This window comes from Paenibacillus sp. FSL R10-2748, from assembly GCF_038005565.1.
Lineage (GTDB): Bacteria > Bacillota > Bacilli > Paenibacillales > Paenibacillaceae > Paenibacillus > Paenibacillus polymyxa_B.
The window spans coordinates 38,361-59,241 of record NZ_JBBOTK010000014.1; the positions used below are offsets into that span (position 1 = coordinate 38,361).

Genomic DNA, 20,881 nt, shown 5'->3' on the forward strand with positions numbered 1-20,881 from the left:
ATGGGGGAGAAGATCAGCTGATCCGTTCCTCCTATATTTTGTTTAACGGCGGTGAAGGCATGTGCGTTTTCAGACAAAGCTAATGGTATTTATATCTCTTTTAGTACTGGTAGTTACCGGGCTGTTGGGATTATCCTTTCGATATATGATCACCTCCGCTCTATATGATGAAATCGGAGAAAGGGCGCTCACCGTCGCCAATACCCTCGCCGTAGATGCGCAGGTCAGAGACGCTCTGGAGCAGACTGAGACGACGCAATTGCGTTCGCGTATCAACGAGGTCATAAAGCCTGTCCAAGCCAGCAGCGGCGCTGATTTTATTACTATTGCTGATCGTCATCTCATTCGACAGTGGCATGTAAACCCGGAGCGCATCGGCACGCCTATGATAGACCCCATGAATGATAAGGTACTGCAAGGGCAGTCCTTTATCACTGAATCGACGGGTTCTCTCGGACCGTCAATACGCGCCAAAACAGCCGTTTATGATACGCAAGGTAAGGCCATCGGGCTCGTCTCTGTAGGTTTTTTAATGACAGATGTGCAGCAAAATATTCGTACATACACATATGCATGGCTCTGGTTTATGGTGGGCGCGCTGATGATCGGCATATTGGGAAGCCTGGTTATAGCGCAACGGGTTCGACGCGCACTGCATGGACTGGAGCCAGTGGAGATCGGACGGTTGTACCAGGAAAAGCAAGCCATTATTGAGTCCATCGGCGAAGGAATTATCGCGGTTAATAGTAACGGACAAATCACACTTGCCAATCCACAGGCAGCTCGCTTGATCGGACTCCCCGCGGAAACCTCTATCTACGGATGCGACCTTCGTCACTTGACAGGTGTTCCAGATGTACTGGTTGATATGCTTGTTGCCGATTACACAGTAGAGCATTCAACGATGGGGCCAGATCAGGGACAGGACATATGGAATAAGGAAATTGAGGTCCAGCAGCGAATTGTAGTCGTCAGCCGTGTGCCGATCCAGGATCGTTCCGGTCGCATCATGGGCACGGTTGCCAGTCTGCGTGACAAGACCGAACTGCTCCACATGACACAACAGTTGACAGAGGTCAAAGATTACGCGGAAGTACTTCGATCACAAACACACGAATACGCCAATCGGCTGTATCTTATATCCGGCCTGATTCAGTTGGAGTGTTATGACGAAGCGGTGGACTTTATCACCCAGGAATCAGAGGAATATCGTGTACACAGGCCGATTGGCACAGCTCTCCTAACCGATTCAATCATCGCCAGCCTACTGATCGGTAAGAAGAAACAGGCGCTGGAAAAAGGGGTTTTACTCCATTTTGATATTAAAGGAGCATTCTCAACCCAGTCTCCTACGTTGGAGTGGTCCTTTCTCGCTTCCATAGCCGGAAACCTGCTGGACAATGCCATGGAAGCTGTTGCGATGTCCTCCATCTCTGACGGACAGGTCTGGTTCCGGCTTGAAGAAACGACTGAAGCCATCATCGTCGAAGTTGCGGATAACGGATCGGGAATTTCGGACGATATCCAAGAAAAGCTGTTTGTCAGGGGAGCTTCGACCAAAGCAGATGCAGGACATGGATATGGCCTTGCTCTCGTGCTGGAGTACACTGAACGAATGGGCGGCTCTATTGAAGTGCATGAACGGCCTGGTGGTGGAAGTATTTTTGAGGTATACATTCCTTTACATAGGACAGATATGAGTAATGATGCAAAAGGAGGTTATGCCCATGAATGAGCGGGTTTTATCGGACATTGAGGTTCTTATTATTGAAGACGATCCGCGAATTGCGGAGATTAACCGCCGATTTATTGAAAAGGTGGATGGGTTCACCGTATGTGCAATCGCAACGAACGAATTTGAGGCAAAACTTCAACTGGACGTGCTCCGTCCTCCTCTAGTCGTGCTGGATGTTTATTTTCCTGATACGGATGGTCTAACCCTGCTATCGTTCATCAAGCAACACTATCCGGGTACAGATGTTATTATGCTGACTGCCGCCAAAGAAGCTGAAACAGTGGTACAAGCCGTTCGAGCAGGCGTGTTTGATTTTATCGTAAAGCCGCTTATATTCGAGAGATTGCGTGCGACCTTGGAGGAATATGCCCGGTTTCGGCGACAAATCACAACATGGCAAGAGGAACAATCCACAGTCGAACAATCTGAAATTGACAGTTTGCTTCAAAGCGCGGGCACCGGTCGGATGGCGGGGAACGGAGTCGGAGAATTATGGGCCAAAGGCATCGATAAAGTAACTTGCGACAAAGTGCTAGATCTCCTGAATCGACGGGGTGAGGTGACTACAGGTACAGTGGGAATTGAGCTGGGTATGAGCCGTTCTACAGCCAGAAGGTATCTGGAGTATTTAGTGGAAAGTGGCGACGCGCACCACGATCAGGTGTACGGAACCGTCGGCAGACCGGAGCGTATCTATCGGCGACAGCGGAGGGATACATAAACCGCCCAACTCTGATGTCCTGTTACTTCCCCTTCTTCCTATTCATAATTTTATTGAATTTAATTCACTTAATCGATCAAAACGGTTTAAATGACCACATTATTTACGTCCTCCTTCCCGATTGCTAGAATGATCAACAGTTAGTTGATTGATAATGATTATCAGTTTCTCTGATAATCATACTGGAACGGGGGATAACGTATGGCAACACCGAAACAACCACTGCGCACAGGCATGCTGCTTGCAGCGATCCTGGCACTACTGACGGTCATTATGGCGGGATGTGGACGCCAGTCACAAGATAACAGCGCAGTAGCACCTCAAGCAACAGGCGACACTCGAATGATTAAACATGAGATGGGAGAAACCAAGGTTACAGGTACACCCAAAAGAATCGTAACCCTGGAATTCTCTTTTGTCGATGCCACAACCCAACTGGGCGTTACTCCTGTCGGCATAGCTCAGGAAAATGACGATGATATTGATGGGTTGCTCGGTAAGAAAATCAACTTCACACCAGTAGGCACGCGCAAACAGCCAAACCTGGAAACGATTAGCTCCCTGAAGCCGGATTTGATTATTGCCGATCTGAATCGTCATAAAAGCATATACAAAGAACTAAGCGAGATTGCTCCGACCATTGTTCTAAAGAGCCGCAATTCCTCCTATGAACAAAACCTGGCATCCTTCGGTGTCATCGCCGATGCGTTGGGCGAGAAGGAAAAAGGCGAGCAAATTCTCACTGCGCATAAAGCTACCATGGAAAAGTTAAAAGAAGGCATCAAAGCTGGCGAGTCACGTAGCGTATTGCTAGGGGTATTCCGCTCTGATTCACTATCGGCTCACGGTGCTTCATCCTTTGATGGACAACTGCTGGAGCAAGCGGGTATTCACAATGCCCTTCAAAATACAAGCGAGCCTACCGTCAAGCTGACGCTGGAACAGATTGCACAAGCGGATCCTGATGTGATCTTTTTGGTGGAAGCCGATGAGAAGCTGATTGCGGAATGGAAGCAAAACCCGCTTTGGCAAAACATTACGGCCGTCAAAAAAGGGGAAGTTTACGAAGTGAACCGGGCACTATGGACCCGGTACCGTGGACTCGGCTCAGCCGAGAAAATACTGGAGCAAGCCATTTCGCTTCTGTATCCCGCGCAAAGTAAAGGAGACGGCTCCCGTTGATCGGACAAGTCTCACGCGACCGGCTGAATAAGCCGGTCTTCTTTGCACTTATCGCTGCGTTGCTGGCTGGATTGCTGCTCAGCGTGGCGATTGGCCCAGTCAGGATGGACATCCCCACCATGCTGACTGCGCTGTTCACCGAGCATCCGTCCAAGGATCAGCTCATTGTCTTGACGGTACGCCTACCGCGTGCCGTTATTGGCCTAATCGTCGGGGCGGGGCTCGCCGTGGCTGGAGCCCTGATGCAGGCCATCACACGCAACCCGCTGGCCTCGCCGCAGGTATTCGGGGTCAGCTCAGGCGCTTCGCTGGCTGTCGTGCTGTCCGTCGTGCTGCTGCCGAATATCGGATCGTCCGGCAGCATTTATTTTGCTTTTGCCGGGGCCATCGCAGGCGGCTCCTTCGTATATGCGCTGGCCGGAACGGCGGACATGACGCCGGTTAAGCTGGCCCTTGCCGGGATGGCCGTGCATCTGTTGCTGGCCTCCATCACCCAGGGACTGCTCGTGTTCAACGAGCAAATATCCGATGTGCTGTATTGGCTCGCCGGAGCCATCGATGGTTCCACTTGGGCCGACACGCGTCTGGTGCTGCCATGGTTCGCCGTGGGTATGATCCTTGCGCTGGCGCTGGCCCCCTCGCTATCTGTGCTGAGCCTCGGGACGGAAGTCGCACAAGGATTGGGACAAAACGTACGTCTTGTCCGTCTACTGGCCTCGGCCTCAGTGATTATGCTGGCAGGCTCTGCCATAGCGGTAGCTGGGTCCATCGGCTTTGTGGGCCTGATGGTGCCGAATATCATCAAGATGTTTACAGGCGACAATTACAAACGGGTCATTCCCCTGTCTGCAATCTGCGGAGCTCTGCTGCTGACATATGCAGACGTGCTTGGACGATTCATTGCATTTCCTTATGAGTCGCCCGTTGGTATTGTAACGGCGCTGGTGGGTGCGCCCTTCTTTTTATATCTGGCGCATAAGAACGGGAGGACTTCACGATGAAAAAACTGTGGATTTTACTCGCACTAATGCTGGGTGTTGCTTTTATAGCTATAGGCGTGGGCAGCACCTACATTACGCCCTCTGAGCTGATCACAGCTCTGACTGACCAGAATGCCTCTTCCTGGTTCATCGTTCACCACTATCGGCTGCCACGTGGTCTGCTGGCCATCATGGCCGGAGCTGGGCTGGCAGTAGCCGGTGTTCTGCTACAAGGCATGATCCGCAACCCGCTAGCCTCGCCAGATGTGGTAGGTGTATCCAAGGGGGCCGGCTTTGCGGCGGTTCTCGTCATCGTACTGCTACCCTCATCCCCAGTGGCGCTGTTGCCTGTAGCGGCCTTTGTCGGTGCCGGACTAGCTGCACTGTTGCTCGTACAGCTTTCGATGAAGGGAGGCATGCGTCCCAATATGCTAGCCTTGACCGGACTGGCGGTGGGCGCTATTTTTCAGGCTGCGACCGATTATATACTGGTCAAGTATCCACTCGAAGCCAGCGACACGCTCACTTGGCTAGCTGGAAGTCTGTGGGGAAAAGGCTGGGACGAAGTGTATGGGCTACTGCCGTGGTTAATCGTGTTGCTGCCTCTCGCCTATACCCTACAGCGCAAGCTCGACATTATGAGCCTAGATGAAGAAAGCTCTGCTGGGCTGGGACTTAGCGTGAAACGCGTGCGTACAGGACTGCTAGCCGTGTCAGTCGCCTTGGCTGCCTCCTGTGTTGCTGCCATCGGCTCCATCGGCTTTATCGGACTGCTGGCACCGCATCTGGCACGGCGGTTATTTGGCAATCGCCACCGCTATCTATTGCCCGGCTCGGCGATGATCGGCGCCCTGATTCTCGTCCTTGCTGACGCGCTGGGACGAGGTCTGAGGCCGCCGCTCGAAATTCCCGCTGGCATCGTGACAGCCGTCATTGGCGCGCCATATTTTCTGTATCTATTGCTGCGGGAACGCAAACAAAAAGGCAGCGGATAGGATTAGGATAAGAAGTTGCGCAGCGCTGCTAAACGCAGTACTATACTCTAGCGTTTAGCAGCGCTACCTGTACACCGATACGCCGATTAACTTCTTCTCTAAACGATTCATCATGCAGTAACCTCTTTTTAAAAACATTTATCATTTCAGGAAAGCTGGCATTTGTGCTAGGGTCCAAATCGTTAAAAAAGACAGCTAGCTCTGTCGAATGCCCTTCTTTATCTGTCGCATACATTGCCAGTGTCAAAACGTAAGCCGTGGAGCCTCCTTTTTGCCCAGTATGTTTCAGGAATTGCTGGTTTTCAGGAAGAACCATAAATGGTTCCTCCATGACCTCGGACAATAACTTTTGCTCAGCTTTTGTGAACCCTTGACGGCGGTTCAGCTTACTCATTAAAGAGGCATAATCGGCTGTCGTTGAAGCTATAAAACGATCCGTATTAATACGGTCATAATCCTGATCATACCAGGTCTCAATATCTGCGTTTTTCTTGTAAGAACCACTCACATCACGGCGCAGCTTGTTATGAATCACGCGGGCATATCGGCGAAACTCCGTGTCCGACATCGCCTGAATGGCTTCTTTGGCAGAAATATTATTCTTTGTATTATTCCAATTCTCACCTTGTCTCTCCTTCATCCATTCGTAGGGAATCAAAATGGAGGATACAAACGGATAAATGGGATCATGATTTTGCAGCCCCATTTTGGCTCTCGTCCGATTGATCGCATCCACCCCCAGTTTGTCCATTAAATACTCCGCATTGGCGTTGGAACTAAATTGAATCATCCCCTTGGCGACGTCTCGTACAGATACAGTTTCATTCTGTATCCGCCCTTTAGCCTCCATATTCTGTAGCCACGCCGTATGAGCACCACCATCCAAACCCGGCAAATAAAACCTTTCCAGCGAAATCAGCTTCACTCTGTCATCCGGGTTGATCTGATCCACCGCCGCTTGCTTGGCATATTCGATCGCAATGATTGTTTTGACGGTGCTCGCCAAAGGCATCATCCGGTTTTCCTCTTGGCCTGCCAGCTTTTTTTCATCTCTCAGAATCGTAATCGAAACTTTTTCTGCATTCTCCTCCACAAAATGAAGTAAACGCGTGGCAGCATCCTGTTCCTTTGTTTCACCCTCAACCTCGGCTGCAATCGCAGTTGTGGGCCGGACGGTATTCGGGGGATTAGCCACTTGATTCTGCATGAAAGATAGTAATCCTGTTGCCACTCCCATAACGATGAGCACTGTAGCCAAAATAGTTGCTACTATGATAAGGCGCTTTCGTTTCACTATAACCTCCCCCTGTATACACTTCATACACAGGTTTATTTTCCCATTTTTATATTTCAATTTCTATTTTAAACGAAAACACAGTACAAAAAGTTTCATTACGTGTCATATTTTCAAATAACATAAAAAAAGAGAGCCTCCTGTACATAACACAGGCTGACTCTCTTTCATTACCCTTCGACACTTATGCTGGATAGGGTACTTCGGTTCCATTCAATATGAGGTGCATCCGAATTTCCGCTTTTAAGGAGTCGGATACTGCACAATATTTTTCCTTACCCATCTGAATCGCTTTCCATACGCGGTAATCTGGAATATCTCCATCTACATGGAATGTCAGATCAATCGCTGTAAAGCCTGTCGGCATTTCTTCCTTGCGCGTACCTTCTGCGTCAATATCAATACGAGTAATGTCCGACAAGAAACGATCCAAAATCATTGTGATATCGATCCCCATACATCCTGCCAGACCTGCCAACAGCAGTTCCATGGGTGTCATCCCTTTACCATCACCGCCATAAGCCGCCGTAGCATCCATCCCTACAGAATAACCGGATGGTCCCTCCGAAGTAAACGCGCGTTTGCCGTGCCAAGTTGTAGATACTTTCATGTTCAAAGGCCTTCTTTCCATCTTAATAATCTATGATTTATCCTCGATCTTACTTTAAAACTCACTGATTTGGCGTAAAAATTTCTGTGTTCTCTCATGCTGGGGAGTGTCAAAAAATTCCTGTGGCGCTGCCTCCTCCAAAATGATACCATCTGCCATAAATATAACCTTGTCTGCCACCTCGCGAGCAAATTTCATCTCATGAGTAACGACGACCATCGTCATTCCGTCTTGAGCCAACTCTCGCATAACACCCAGCACCTCCCCTACCAGCTCGGGATCAAGCGCCGATGTCGGCTCGTCGAACAGCATAATCGCCGGGTCCATCGCCAGCGCACGTGCAATGGCTACCCGCTGCTGCTGTCCACCGGACAGACGTGAAGGATGTACATCCTGCTTATCCGATAACCCCACCCGCTCCAACAACCGTTGTCCGATGGACATAGCCTTGTCGCGCGGCATTTTTTTTACTGTCAGCAGTCCTTCAATGACATTGCCGATTGCGGTTTTGTGCGGATACAGATTGAATTGCTGAAACACCATCCCCGTCTGTTTGCGAATATCACGAATGGCTGCTTGGCGGACACGAACGGGAGCCGTAGCATCTACCTCAATCCCATTCACCTCAAACTTGCCGGAAGACAGCTCTTCCAGACCGTTCAGGCAGCGCAGCAAGGTACTTTTACCTGAGCCGCTCGGGCCGAGTAATACGACGATTTCACGAGCAGCAACCTGAAAATCAATGCTTTTCAGAACCTCTACCTGTCCGAATCGTTTACCTAATCCGTTTGTTGTTATCATCATCTATCATCTCCACCTTAATAAGCTCGAGCCAGACGCTTTTCCACCCGCTCCAGTATAGCGGAGAATCCAATGCTCATAATCCAGTACATCAGGCCAATTTCGAGCAGAAACGGCATGTAGAGCAAATACTGTGCCTGTAAAAGCTGTGCCTGTCGCATCAATTCACTGACCCCGATAACCGACACCAGCGACGTTTCTTTAAGCATACCTACAAATGTATTCCCCATCGGTGCAATTGCAATGCGTACCGCCTGAGGAAGAATAATGCGCCACATCGTTTGACCGGGCGACATTCCCGTCGCATAAGCTGCCTCGGTCTGTCCCTGGGGTACGGCTAAAATAGCTCCACGGAACGTCTCCGATAAGTACGCCCCTGTATTAATACTGAGTGCCAGACAAGCAGCCGTCAGCGATCCGAATGATATGCCATAATCATCCAGTCCATAATAAATGACCGCAATCTGCACCAAAACCGGCGTCCCCCGAATGATCGATACATACATGCGCGCCAGCCATCGAACGGGTCGATTCCCCTTCAACCGGGCCACAGCAACAACCAAACCAATGATTAGGCCAAAAAACATAGAGACAATCGTGATATAAAGCGTATAATAAGCACCCTTTAATAAAAAAGGGACGTTCTCCCACATTAATTCAAGCATCGGTTATATTCCCTTCTTTCAGACGAGTGGCCCCATGTCAGCATAAAAGCCAAGACTGGAGCCAGACGCCTCTAACAGGCTTACGTTATTCTTTTGGCTCCTCGCCAAACCATTTTTTGAAAATTGTTTTGTAAGTGCCGTCTTCCTTCATTTCCTTCAAAGCCTTGTTCAAGGCTTCTTTGAGCTCAGGAGTTTTCTGGTTAATAGCTACACCCGCTTGGTCCGATTTAATCGGCTCGCCTACGGCTTTAATTTGGAACCCGTTTTTATCAATAATGGGCTTGAGAGCATACAGATTGTTAATGGTTGCGTCAATACGGCCAGAGTTTAAATCCTTTAAGGAAGTAATGACATCATCATACGTTTTAATCTCAAAATCGCCTACCTTCGGTAGTACTTCATTCCGCAGATAAGATTCATCATTCGTTCCCAAGCCGACACCAATGGTTTTGCCTTTAAAGTCCTCCAGCTTGGTAATATCATTTGTTTTGCTGTTTACGATAATGTTTACATTGTTTGTGATATAAGGCTCAGTGAAGTCAATGGCCTTCTTACGATCCTCTGTGATCGTCACCTGGCTAATCACTGCATCGAATTTTTTCTTTTGCAAACTTGGAACCAGTCCCGAGAATTCTTGTGCCGTGAACTCCGGTTTCACTCCAATCCGCTTCGCCAATTCTTTGGCGATATCCACATCAAATCCATCCAATTCCTTGTTGTCGTTCAAAAAATTGTACGGCGGATAGGTGCCCATCATGCCTACCTTAATTACACCAGCCTTCTTGATTGCTTCGAGCTGGTTACTCGCTGCCACATTACTGCTACCCGCTCCATTACTAGTATTAGAAGCTTCTGGCTTAGTACCGCAAGCGCTCAGCACAAGGCTGAACAATGCCAGAGCCATGAGTGTAGTTACCAAGAACCCTTTTTTACGTGTTTTCATGTATCGTTCTCTCCTGTCTGGATGTAAATGATTGAGTTCTTCTATGTGATTTGGCTATATTATTTGTTGCCAACGCCCCATTCATGCGATGTTGCACATCTAGCTTTGACCTAATAGTCCATAAAACTCAAAATTAGCCGCCTCTGCTGCCAATCTTTTAGCAGTTATCTGCGTGATGTGGTCATGTGTTCCCTCTGAACCGAATAGCCAGCGTGTAATGACACCTTCGATCATACTCATGAGTAGTGCCGCCCTTAATTCGACATCCAATTCAGCAGGCAACATGTTCAGCTCGATCGCTCTTTCCATATTGCGCCGGAATGCCAGCTCCATCGCGGCCCTTGTCTCTCGGATACTCTGGCGCACCGGTTCATCGACACCGCTGCCGATCAGCAGCAAACCCATCAGATAGCGGTTCTCCAATGCAAAATCAAATAACCGAACAAACAGCGCCTCTGATGCCTTAACCATATCAGCCAGCGTTCCCGCGTCACGGCGATATCCCTGTCCGATCGCTGACAGTAGTTGTTCACGACCAGTAGCGATAATCTCCAGCGCCAGTGCCTCTTTACTTTTAAAATGCCAATAAAACGTGCCTTGGGCTACTCCCGCCTCTACCACGATATCTGAAATCTTCGTTTGATGGTAACCCTGCTCGGCGAACCGCTTCAATGCAATGTGAAGAAGCTGTGTTCTGCGGTCTGTTTCTTCTCCCGCGTGCTCAGCAGGTTGGTCATTTGAGACGGTCTCGGACTGCTTCGCCTTCCGTGGCTGCATGGGTTTCCTCCTCCCGATTGATCAGTCAGTCAGTTTTGTATTTTTAATCCTATAGGATAAGTATACTTTTGTCAAACGAAAAAAGAGAACCTCCACAGAGGTCCTCTTTATCCTATATATTACTGCTACAGCAATGCTTTTGCCGCAATATCCGTACGGTTTTGTTTACCTTCAAAGGTAATACGATCCGCCTGTTCGTAAGCTTTGTTCCGTGCCCCGGCAATATCACGTCCCAAGCCGACCACACCTAATACACGTCCGCCGTTCGTTACCCACTCACCCTGTTCGTTGATGCCTGTTCCAGCATGGAACACAATGGCTTCGTCTACCTGTTCCAATCCGTGGATAGGTACGCCTTTGGCGTAAGCTGCAGGATAACCTCCGGATGCCAGCACCACGCACACCGCCGCTTCATCCTTCCACTCAATCTCCACCTGATCCAGCGTGCCATTTACAGCAGCAAGAAATATATCGAGCAGATCGGATTTTAAACGAGGCAGAACCACTTGAGTTTCCGGATCACCGAAACGTGCATTAAACTCAATGGTCTTTGGCTTGCCGTCCGGCGAAATCATCAATCCAGCAAATAATACACCTCGGAACGGACGCCCTTCAGCAACCATGGCCTTGGCCGTCGGCTTAATAATCGTCTCAATAGCTTCCTCAATAATGGAATTGGCTATGTGAGGCAACGGAGAATACGTACCCATGCCACCTGTATTCGGCCCTTTGTCACCATCAAAAATTGGCTTGTGGTCTTGCGCCGCAGCCATCGGACGAACCGTTTCACCGTCGACAAAGGAGAGAATCGACATTTCCTGACCAGCCAGAAACTCCTCGATCACGACTTGTGCCCCGGCTTCACCAAACACCTTGGCCACCATAATGTCAGAGAGAGCCTTTTCCGCTTCCTCCATCGAGTACGCGACCGTTACCCCTTTGCCTGCCGCCAGTCCGTCTGCCTTGATGACGACTGGGATCGGTTGCTCCTTCAAGTATGCATGTGCTTCCTCGTAAGTATAAAACTTGCGATAGGTTGCTGTCGGAATATGATATTTATGGAGCAAATCCTTCATGAAGATTTTGCTGCCTTCAATTTCCGCTGCATTTTTACGCGGTCCGAATACTGGAATGCCTTTCGCTTCAAAAGCATCCACAATGCCATCTGCCAGCGGATCATCGGGACCAACCACGACAAGTCCTACCTTTTTGGATTCCGCCAGCTCTGTCAGCGCGTCAAAGTCACTCACCGGAATCGGCACGCACTCCGCTAACTGTCCGATACCAGCATTGCCTGGTGCGCAATAGATTTGCCCGGCCTTGGGGCTCTTCTTCAGCGCCCACACAATTGCATGTTCGCGGCCGCCCCCTCCGATAACCAAAATATCCATTCAGGTGTTTCCTCCCGCTCCCATTAGATTGTTCAGGTGAAAATGCTGCTGCATCCTCAACTCATACAAGTTAGTGCTTGAAATGACGTACGCCTGTAAAGACCATGGCAATGCCGTATTCGTTAGCAACCTTGATGGACTCTTCGTCTTTGATGGAGCCGCCCGGCTGAATAACTGCTGTGATGCCTGCTTTAGCTGCCAGCTCCAACGTATCGCCCATCGGGAAAAATGCATCGGATGCCAGTACGGCACCTTTTGCTTTGTCACCGGCCTGCTCGATAGCAATCTTGGCCGCACCGACACGGTTCATTTGTCCTGCGCCTACGCCAATGGTCATATTATCTGCCGCCAGTACGATGGCGTTGGATTTCACATGCTTAACCACTTTCCAGCTAAACAAAAGCTGTTTCAGTTCTTCCTCGGATGGTGCCCGCTCCGTTACAACTGTAAGTGCATCCGAGTCTACAGCGTGAATGTCATTTTGCTGAACTACCATGCCGCCTTCAATGGAAGTCACGACGAAACGGCTCTCTGCCTGTTCAGACCGGGAAAGCTCACCCAGATCAAGCAAACGAATATTTTTCTTTTTCGTTAAAATCTCCAATGCTTCTTTCGTAAATCCCGGTGCCAGTACAATTTCCAAAAAGATCTCACTCAGCTTATTCGCTGTATCACCATCAATAATCCGGTTAGCCGCTACGATGCCACCAAAAATCGAGGTTGGATCAGCTGCATACGCCTTGCTGTACGCTTCATAAATACTGCCGCCGATTCCCACACCGCAAGGATTCATATGCTTAACTGCTACTACTGTAGGTTCGCTGAATTCTTTAACGATTTGCAAAGCAGCATTAGCATCATTGATGTTATTGTAAGACAGCTCTTTGCCGTGAAGTTGTTTCGCTGTTGTCAGTGTACCCTTTGCCGCCAATGGCTCACGGTAAAATGCCGCCTGCTGATGCGGATTTTCGCCATAACGCAAATCCTGAATTTTTTCATAGGTTACGGTGTATCGCTCAGGCAACGGCTCGCCTGTCACATTCGACAAATAATCGGATATCAAAGCGTCGTATGACGCCGTATGACGGAAAACTTTTGCGGCCAGACGCTTACGGGTATTCAGTTCCGTATCGCCATCCTTACGGATTTCCTCCAGCACTGTGCTATAGTCATCAGCATCGACCACCACACTGACAAAAGCATGATTTTTTGCCGCAGAACGCAGCATCGTTGGACCGCCGATGTCGATATTTTCAATCGCGTCCTCATAAGTTACACCGGGTTTGGCAATCGTTTCCGCAAAAGGATACAGATTCACAACGACCAGATCTATATAACCCAATCCAAGTTCTTTCATCTGACGCTGATGCTCTTCATTATCCCGAACAGCCAGCAAGCCGCTGTGTACCGCAGGGTGGAGTGTTTTAACACGTCCATCCATAATTTCAGGAAAACCCGTTACCTCTGAAATGCCGATGACGGGAATGCCCTCCTTCGACAACAAGCTGCTCGTTCCCCCTGTCGAAACGATCTCCACACCCAATTTGGACAACTCGCGGCAAAATTCCACGATCCCCCGCTTATCCGATACGCTGACGAGCGCTCTTTTAATACTCACCCTGTCTCCTCCTTTAGCTCTTTCAGAATTTTGCAAAATTCTCTTTTATCATTTTATTTCCCGAGAAATATCGGAAAATGCCTGTACAGCATCCTTGATATGACAATGATATGACAAATTACAATCATTCTTAGAGAAGTGAAATCACTTTGCGACCATTTAATTGGATTTTGCCTTGGGCCAATTTGCCAACTACCTCTGGATATAGCTGACGTTCCACGGATTGAATGGCTGCGGATAAGGATTCCGCTGTAACATGGTCGTCAACTTCCACGACACGCTGGGCAATAATGGCACCCGTATCCATGCCCCCGTCCACAAAATGAACGGTGACGCCACTTACCTTGACCCCATAGGCCAATGCCTGTCCAACAGCATCTTTCCCTGGAAATGCCGGAAGTAGTGACGGATGAATATTAATGATTTTTCCTGCGTAGGCATCGACCATGACGCTGGATAGCAAACGCATGTAGCCAGCTAACACGATGAGATCAATCGATTTCTGCTCCAGTAAAGTCACCAGTTCACGCTCATAGTCTTCTCGAGAAAGATATTCCTTGGGTCGAAAAGTATGGCACGCAATTCCAGCTTTCTGTGCTCTAGCTACGGCAGGAGCCGCAGGCTTGTCACAGATGAGCAATTCTACCGAGGCGCCGCCCAGTTCTTCTCGTGCAGCCGCATCCACCAATGACTGAAAATTCGTCCCCTCGCCTGATGCAAAAACAGCAATCCGGTACTCGTTCATTACACCTCGGCTCCCGTAAAGGTCACGATAGAACTGCCTTCCGTTACTTTTCCGATCACATATGCAGCTTCGCCCTGTTCCTTCAGAACTTCCAGTGCAGTCTGTGCATGCTCTTCGCCTACAACGATTACCATTCCAATTCCCATATTAAAGGTTGTGAACATGTCTTTGTTGGAGATTGCGCCTTTTTCCTGCATGAGCTGGAAGATTGGCAAAATCGGCCAAGTGCCGTATTCTATATCCACATTGACGTGATCCGGTAACACTCTAGGGATATTTTCAATAAAACCGCCACCTGTGATATGCGCCATGCCTTTTACTTTTACCTTGTCCAGCAATGCCAAAACGGATTTCACGTAAATTTTCGTCGGCTCCAGCAGTACATCGCCCAGTTTGCCGTTCAAGCCTTCGATTTCATCATGCAAATCATAGCCCTGCTGTTCTAATAACAGCTTGCGAACCAGTGAGAAGCCGTTACTGTGAACTCCACTTGAAGCCAGTCCAATAACGGTATCTCCGGGAGCAATCGAGCTACCGTTGATGATTTTGCTTTTATCTACAATGCCTACCGTGAATCCGGCAATATCATATTCACCCTCGCTGTACATCCCTGGCATTTCTGCGGTTTCACCGCCGACCAGCGCACAGCCCGATTGATGGCAACCCTCTGCGATTCCAGCGACTATAGCTTCAATTTTCTCGGGTACAACCTTGTCACAAGCGAGGTAATCCAGAAAAAAGAGTGGCTCCGCGCCCCCGACGATAATGTCGTTTACACACATCGCAACCGCGTCAATACCAATGGTGTCATGACGATCCATTGCGAAAGCAAGCTTCAGCTTCGTGCCGACACCATCGGTACCGGAAACGAGTACAGGCTCATCGTACTTATCCTTATTCAGGCCGAACAACGCACCGAATCCGCCCAAGTCCGTCAGCACTTCGGGACGGAAGGTACGTTTAACGTGCTTTTTCATCCGTTCTACTGCTTCATTACCGGCAGCGATATCTACCCCTGCGTTTTTGTATGCTTCGGACATTCATGAACACTCCTTCAAATGATTGACCCTCCTAAGTCCTCCCTAGCAGGGAGGATTCCATGGGGCTGCTCCCCCTGGACCCCTCAAGAGTCGGTCAGATGTGTAAGGTTGGGTGCTGCTTGGTGGTTGGTTCGTGCTGTGAGTCGCGTGTTGTCCTTTGTATTCGTGGGCTATACCCGCGAATACAAAGGACACGCTTTAGTGCGAGGCCGCCTATGCAGTGGCGGCGGGGCACGTCCCGGGCTGTTTGCTTCGCAAAGGCGGGGACGTGCCGGTCAAATAAGTGAGCAGCGCCAACGGGCGGCTTACTTATTTGACCATTGAGGCAGGCAGCTTCGCCTTGCCTGCTGTTGAGCTTCGCTTCGCTGGCTCAACCTTATAAGAGCAGGGTGACTTTTTGTGAGTCACCGCTCCGTTAAAAACTCATGGCATGAAATAGTTATGCCATGAGTTTTTAACTGCCTTACCTATCCTCTTCCCCGTGGGAACAGAAGAGGTACAGTCACTGCTGCAAAATGCTGCACACCTGAGGAACGGAGCGGGTGGAAGGATTCTGGAGAAGCGAAAGCGTTCGCCTTTGCCGCTGGATTCTAACCCTGTAATGGGTTATTCCAATCCAGGAATCCAGCGGCAACAGCGATCGGAAGAACCTTCCACACGCGGAGTGGCCCCCTCAAAACCGACATCCCCATTCCTGCCATGCACCACTGTGCTTCTTTTGTCCCCTTTTCTCAGCAACTACATCCGAACTTTTCTTCACCTTTGAAATCTACCTGAGTCGGGTAATCATTATCGAAACAGGCTAGGCACAAGCCGCCTTTGTAATCCTGTTCGTTATATCCACCTACAGCGGCAATCAAACCCTCAGCGCTCATAAAGTAGAGCGAATCGGCGTTAATTTCCTCACGAATTTCCTCGACGGTTTTAGACGAAGCGATCAGTTCCCGGCGATCCGGCGTGTCGATGCCATAGAAGCACGGGTTTTTGAAAGGCGGTGAGGTAATACGTACATGTACCTCCAGTGCCCCTGCATCCCGCAGCATATTCACGATTCGACGGGATGTAGTGCCCCGTACGATAGAATCGTCGATCATAATGACTCGTTTACCTTCAACAACACGTCGTACAGCGCTCAGCTTCATTTTCACACCCTGCTCGCGTAGCTCCTGACTCGGCTGAATGAAGGTACGTCCAGTGTATTTATTTTTAATCATGCCCAGCTCATAAGGAATACCTGTCTGCTCTGCATAACCAATCGCAGCCGAAATACTGGAATCCGGCACTCCTGTCACCAGATCCGCATCGACAAAAGCTTCCAGCGCCATCTGGCTCCCCATTCTTTTGCGTGCAGCATGAAGATTGGAACCATTCAAATCACTGTCAGGACGGGCAAAATAAATATATTCCATCGCGCACAGTGCTTTACGATGCTTGCCTTCACTGTAACGGTCTTCGTGCAGACCATTTTTGTCCAACACCAACAGTTCACCCGGCTCGATATCGCGCAACAGCTCTGCTCCAATCGTTTCCAAAGCACAGGTTTCGGAAGCAAACAAATATGCATCACCTAATCTGCCCATCGTCAACGGACGCAAGCCATTGGGATCAGAAGCGACCAGCAGTTTATCATTGGTCATAATGAGAAAAGCAAATCCTCCGACGATACGCTTCAATGCATCTTTGGCGGCCTCCACCAAATCCTTGGAAGATCGTGCGATCAAATGCGCCACTACTTCTGTATCGCTGGTCGTTTGAAAAATAGACCCGCCCTGCTCCAGCTCATGCCGGATTTGCAAAGCATTCACGATATTCCCGTTCGTAGCTACCGCTAGATCGCCGTCACGATATTTAAACACCAAAGGCTGTGCATTCGTTAGCTTACTGTCTCCACTTGTCGAGTAGCGCACATGTCCTATGGCAATATCGCCTGTCAGCGAAGCCATCAAATCTTTATTGAATACTTCTTTTACAAGCCCCATTCCACGATGATAATGGAACTCGTCGCCACTGCTCACACAGATGCCCGCACTTTCCTCCCCGCGATGCTGGAGTGCATGCAATCCGTAATATGCTAGGGAAGCGGCATCGGAGTGTCTATATACTCCAAACACGCCGCATTCCTCTTTTAATTTATCAAACAGCCCCTCTTTACCAGAGCCTTCATTATAATAATCTCCAGTCCACAACGTCCGTGCTGTTATTTCATCAGACATGGAATGACATCCTCCCAGATTTGCTTCAAACTGGCGACTGCCTCGTTCAAAGCGGGTTGTCCGTTCACCTCAACTGTCAATTGTGATCCTTCAACTTTTCCTAATACGGTAACTGGCACTTCCAAACCACGCAGATGTGCTTCCAGAGCAGACGCTTTATCCGGCGATGCAGATAACAAAATACGGGATTGAGTTTCGCTAAACAACGCATGGTCAGGACGCAAGCTCGTTTCTACGTTGACCTGTGCTCCCAATCCGCCGCTAATCCCGGATTCTGCAAGCGCTACAGCCAATCCGCCCTCTGCCAAATCATGCGCAGATTGTACCAATCCGGTCTGAATCGCTCCCAGTACCGCAGTCAGCAGTTTTTTCTCTACGTTCAAATCCAGCTCAGGTGGGCGTCCCTCGGATACACCGTGTACGACAGCTTGGAACTCACTGCCTCCCAGCTCGGCCTTCGTTTCCCCCACTAGGAAAATTACATCACCTTCGGCTTTGAAGCCTTGTGTCGTAATGTGATCTGTATCATGTACCAGACCTACCATACCGACAACAGGCGTCGGATAGATGGAGCCTTTAGCATTTTCATTGTACAAGCTGACATTGCCCCCGATAACAGGTGTATCCAGTACACGGCAAGCCTCTGCCATACCGTCCACGGCTTTTTCCATTTGCCAGAAAATATCCGGCTTTTCAGGGTTACCGAAGTTCAGGTTATCCGTAATCGCCAACGGCTCGCCGCCGGAGCATACAATGTTACGCGCTGCTTCGCTGACTGCAATCCGTCCACCTACCTCTGGATCAAGGTATACATAACGTCCGTTACAATCTGTCGTCATGGCGAGTCCCTTACGAGTTCCGCGCACAGTCACTACAGCTGCATCCGATCCCGGACGAACGGCTGTACTCGTGCGAACCATGTAGTCATACTGCTCGTATACCCATTTCTTACTGGCTACACTTGGTGAAGACAGCACCTTTTTCAACGCACCGTTCAAATCCGTCACTTCAGCGTAACGAAGTGTGTCAATAGCAGCATTTTGCTCATAATAAGCAGGGACTTCGGAAGGCTTGTCATAAATCGGACACTCGTCAACCAGCGCCGTCACTGGCATATCTCCGACCACTTCATTGTGATGGAACAAACGCAAACGACCGTCATCCGTCACTTTACCGACCTTGGCACAAATAACACCCCAACGCTCGAAAATTTCCAGTGCCTGTGCTTCATCCTTAGGCTCTACTACGAACAGCATCCGTTCCTGTGATTCGGACAGCATCATTTCATAAGGTGTCATACCCTCTTCACGCTGCGGTACCTGATCCAGATACAGCTCCAGGCCGTTGCCAGCCTTGCTCGCCATCTCCGCGCTGGAGCAGGTAAGTCCTGCGGCACCCATATCCTGAATACCCAGCACAATACCGCTGTCGATCAGTTCCAGACAGGATTCCATAACCAGCTTCTCCATAAAAGGATCGCCTACTTGAACCGCAGTCCGGTTCGCCTCAGATTCTTCTGTCAACTCAACCGATGCGAATGTCGCTCCGTGAATCCCATCACGACCTGTCGGCGGGCCCACATAGAACACCGGGTTACCGACCCCTTTAGCAACACCACGCTGGATCTTATCATGGTCAATCAGTCCGACACACATTGCATTAACGAGCGGATTGCCTTCGTAGCTTTCATCAAATACAACCTCGCCACCTACAGTCGGAATACCGATACAGTTCCCATATCCCGCAATACCAGATACCACATGCTCGAACAAATATTTCACACGGTCGCTCTCCAGCTTCCCAAAACGCAGAGAGTTCAACACCGCGACAGGTCTTGCACCCATGGAGAAAATATCACGGATGATACCGCCTACCCCAGTCGCTGCCCCTTGAAAAGGCTCCACAGCCGACGGATGGTTATGACTTTCGATTTTAAATACAACCGCTTGATTGTCACCGATATCTACAATGCCTGCGCCCTCGCCGGGTCCCATCAGAACTCGCGGACCGCTCGTTGGAAAACGACGCAGCAACGGCTTAGAGTTTTTGTAAGCACAATGCTCTGACCACATGACACTGAATACGCCAATCTCCGTATAATTCGGCTGACGTCCCATGAATTCACAGATCAACGCATATTCACTGTCCGATACACCCATCTGCTGATACAGTTTATGTTCGGCAACCTGCTCTGCCGTCGGTTCCTTAGCGGACACTTGCTGCGCCATGTCGATCCCTCCAAGCATTCAAAATAGATGTAAACATACGTTTGCCGTCATCCGTTCCGAGCAATGCGTCCACCGCGCGTTCCGGATGAGGCATCATGCCCAGCACGTTTCCTTGTTCATTACAAATCCCTGCGATATCCGTCACGGAACCGTTTGGATTATCTCTATACGTAAATACGATCTGGTTATTCGCCTGCAAGCGAGCCAGCGTCTCATCATCACAGTAATAGTTGCCTTCGCCGTGGGCGATCGGAATGACGATCTCTTCACCAGCAGCGTAATCTTTTGTAAAAGGTGTTTGGTTATTCGCAACCTTCAACACCGTATCATGGCAACGGAATTTCATCGACAGATTACGGCGCAAAGCGCCTGGCAACAGCCCAGCTTCAGTCAGAATTTGAAAACCGTTACAGATACCTAAAATGTATTTCCCCTCAGCAGCCGCTTTGGCTACTTCCTTCATCACCGGAGCAAACCGGGAAATCGCGCCGCAACGCAGGTAATCCCCGTAAGAGAAGCCTCCTGGAACAAGAATACAATCATAAGGCGACAGATCCGTCGCAGTATGCCAAACATAATCGACAGGTTCACCGACCGTGTCCTCTACCGCCTTATAGCAGTCAATATCACAGTTGGAGCCCGGAAAAACCAGAACTGCAAATTTCATGGAATCAGCCCTCCAGTTCGTAGCGGTAGTCTTCAATGACCGTGTTGGCCAACAGCTTTTCGCACATCTCAATGATGCGCTTTTCAGCACTCTCGCGGTCTGTTGTATCCAGATTCAATTCCATATACTTACCAATTCTGACGCTGTCCACTTCTCCGAAACCCATAGAATGCAGTGCGCCTTGCACCGCAACCCCCTGCGGGTCCAAAACGCTTTGCTTAATCGTGACATAGACTGTTGCTTTCATCATGTTCCTTCAGTTCCTCCTCCGAATGA

The 20,881-nt window shown here is 49.5% G+C and carries 20 protein-coding genes; 6 read left to right on the top strand and 14 right to left on the bottom strand.

Going from position 1 to position 20,881, the window contains the following annotated elements; all coding sequences use genetic code 11:
- The first annotated feature begins 61 nt into the window (after positions 1-61).
- The 5 genes from NSS66_RS25675 to NSS66_RS25695 all read left to right on the top strand — a co-directional run bounded on the left by NSS66_RS25675 (position 62) and on the right by NSS66_RS25695 (position 5,613).
- A complete protein-coding gene (locus tag NSS66_RS25675; protein ID WP_023987066.1) occupies positions 62-1,735 on the top strand; it encodes an ATP-binding protein in 1,674 nt (557 codons plus the stop codon).
- Complete coding sequence (locus tag NSS66_RS25680; RefSeq protein ID WP_076265191.1) at positions 1,728-2,456, top strand: response regulator; 729 nt, start codon at positions 1,728-1,730, stop codon at positions 2,454-2,456. Before NSS66_RS25675 ends, NSS66_RS25680 begins: the two co-directional genes overlap by 8 nt.
- Before the next feature lie 201 nt (positions 2,457-2,657).
- A complete protein-coding gene (locus NSS66_RS25685) occupies positions 2,658-3,638 on the top strand; it encodes an ABC transporter substrate-binding protein (protein ID WP_160789297.1) in 981 nt (326 codons plus the stop codon).
- Positions 3,635-4,639 carry a FecCD family ABC transporter permease gene (locus tag NSS66_RS25690; protein WP_053324656.1) on the top strand — a complete coding sequence of 335 codons (1,005 nt, stop codon included), beginning with the start codon at positions 3,635-3,637 and terminating at the stop codon, positions 4,637-4,639. The genes NSS66_RS25685 and NSS66_RS25690 overlap by 4 nt, the downstream gene beginning before the upstream one ends.
- Positions 4,636-5,613: a FecCD family ABC transporter permease gene (locus tag NSS66_RS25695; protein ID WP_053324655.1), complete on the top strand. Its 978-nt coding sequence runs from the start codon at positions 4,636-4,638 to the stop codon at positions 5,611-5,613. Before NSS66_RS25690 ends, NSS66_RS25695 begins: the two co-directional genes overlap by 4 nt.
- 40 nt (positions 5,614-5,653) lie before the next feature.
- On the opposite strand, the gene NSS66_RS25700 is transcribed toward NSS66_RS25695, so the two are convergent.
- From NSS66_RS25700 to purM, 10 genes are all read right to left on the bottom strand, one after another.
- The gene (locus NSS66_RS25700) at positions 5,654-6,907 is read right to left on the bottom strand and encodes a serine hydrolase (RefSeq protein WP_053324654.1); all 1,254 of its coding nucleotides are present in this window, start codon (positions 6,905-6,907) and stop codon (positions 5,654-5,656) included.
- A 184-nt stretch (positions 6,908-7,091) separates the two neighbouring features.
- Positions 7,092-7,517 (bottom strand): OsmC family protein, encoded by a 426-nt coding sequence (locus tag NSS66_RS25705; RefSeq protein ID WP_023987060.1) that lies wholly within the window; start codon positions 7,515-7,517, stop codon positions 7,092-7,094.
- A gap of 54 nt (positions 7,518-7,571) precedes the next feature.
- On the bottom strand, positions 7,572-8,321 hold the full coding sequence (locus NSS66_RS25710) for an amino acid ABC transporter ATP-binding protein (protein WP_080751596.1): 750 nt from the start codon (positions 8,319-8,321) through the stop codon (positions 7,572-7,574).
- Positions 8,322-8,335: 14 nt separating this feature from the next.
- The gene (locus NSS66_RS25715; RefSeq protein ID WP_013308808.1) at positions 8,336-8,983 is read right to left on the bottom strand and encodes an amino acid ABC transporter permease; all 648 of its coding nucleotides are present in this window, start codon (positions 8,981-8,983) and stop codon (positions 8,336-8,338) included.
- 85 nt (positions 8,984-9,068) lie between these two features.
- The gene (locus NSS66_RS25720; RefSeq protein WP_025723274.1) at positions 9,069-9,926 is read right to left on the bottom strand and encodes a substrate-binding periplasmic protein; all 858 of its coding nucleotides are present in this window, start codon (positions 9,924-9,926) and stop codon (positions 9,069-9,071) included.
- A 99-nt stretch (positions 9,927-10,025) separates the two neighbouring features.
- A complete protein-coding gene (locus NSS66_RS25725; RefSeq protein WP_075153736.1) occupies positions 10,026-10,703 on the bottom strand; it encodes a TetR/AcrR family transcriptional regulator in 678 nt (225 codons plus the stop codon).
- A 125-nt stretch (positions 10,704-10,828) separates the two neighbouring features.
- On the bottom strand, positions 10,829-12,094 hold the full coding sequence (gene purD, locus NSS66_RS25730) for a phosphoribosylamine--glycine ligase (RefSeq protein WP_023987055.1): 1,266 nt from the start codon (positions 12,092-12,094) through the stop codon (positions 10,829-10,831).
- 70 nt (positions 12,095-12,164) lie between these two features.
- Complete coding sequence (gene purH / locus NSS66_RS25735) at positions 12,165-13,712, bottom strand: bifunctional phosphoribosylaminoimidazolecarboxamide formyltransferase/IMP cyclohydrolase (RefSeq protein WP_013308804.1); 1,548 nt, start codon at positions 13,710-13,712, stop codon at positions 12,165-12,167.
- Between the two features lie 130 nt (positions 13,713-13,842).
- On the bottom strand, positions 13,843-14,457 hold the full coding sequence (gene purN / locus NSS66_RS25740; protein WP_340960067.1) for a phosphoribosylglycinamide formyltransferase: 615 nt from the start codon (positions 14,455-14,457) through the stop codon (positions 13,843-13,845).
- The gene (gene purM / locus NSS66_RS25745; RefSeq protein ID WP_023987053.1) at positions 14,457-15,497 is read right to left on the bottom strand and encodes a phosphoribosylformylglycinamidine cyclo-ligase; all 1,041 of its coding nucleotides are present in this window, start codon (positions 15,495-15,497) and stop codon (positions 14,457-14,459) included. The genes purN and purM overlap by 1 nt, the downstream gene beginning before the upstream one ends.
- Before the next feature lie 138 nt (positions 15,498-15,635).
- On the opposite strand from purM, the gene NSS66_RS25750 reads away from it, so the two are divergent.
- On the top strand, positions 15,636-15,821 hold the full coding sequence (locus NSS66_RS25750) for a hypothetical protein (protein ID WP_139116758.1): 186 nt from the start codon (positions 15,636-15,638) through the stop codon (positions 15,819-15,821).
- Between the two features lie 407 nt (positions 15,822-16,228).
- Here NSS66_RS25750 and purF read toward each other — a convergent pair whose 3' ends face one another.
- From purF to purS, 4 genes are read right to left on the bottom strand one after another with little or no spacing between them, the layout of a single operon-like run.
- Positions 16,229-17,710, bottom strand: coding sequence for an amidophosphoribosyltransferase (purF, locus tag NSS66_RS25755; protein WP_023987052.1), 1,482 nt, complete (start codon positions 17,708-17,710; stop codon positions 16,229-16,231).
- Entirely contained in the window at positions 17,695-19,938 is a 2,244-nt protein-coding gene (purL, locus tag NSS66_RS25760) for a phosphoribosylformylglycinamidine synthase subunit PurL (protein WP_023987051.1), read from the bottom strand. Before purL ends, purF begins: the two co-directional genes overlap by 16 nt.
- The gene (gene purQ, locus NSS66_RS25765; protein WP_023987050.1) at positions 19,916-20,605 is read right to left on the bottom strand and encodes a phosphoribosylformylglycinamidine synthase subunit PurQ; all 690 of its coding nucleotides are present in this window, start codon (positions 20,603-20,605) and stop codon (positions 19,916-19,918) included. Before purQ ends, purL begins: the two co-directional genes overlap by 23 nt.
- A gap of 4 nt (positions 20,606-20,609) precedes the next feature.
- Positions 20,610-20,855, bottom strand: coding sequence for a phosphoribosylformylglycinamidine synthase subunit PurS (purS, locus tag NSS66_RS25770; protein ID WP_013308797.1), 246 nt, complete (start codon positions 20,853-20,855; stop codon positions 20,610-20,612).
- Positions 20,856-20,881: the final 26 nt, after the last annotated feature.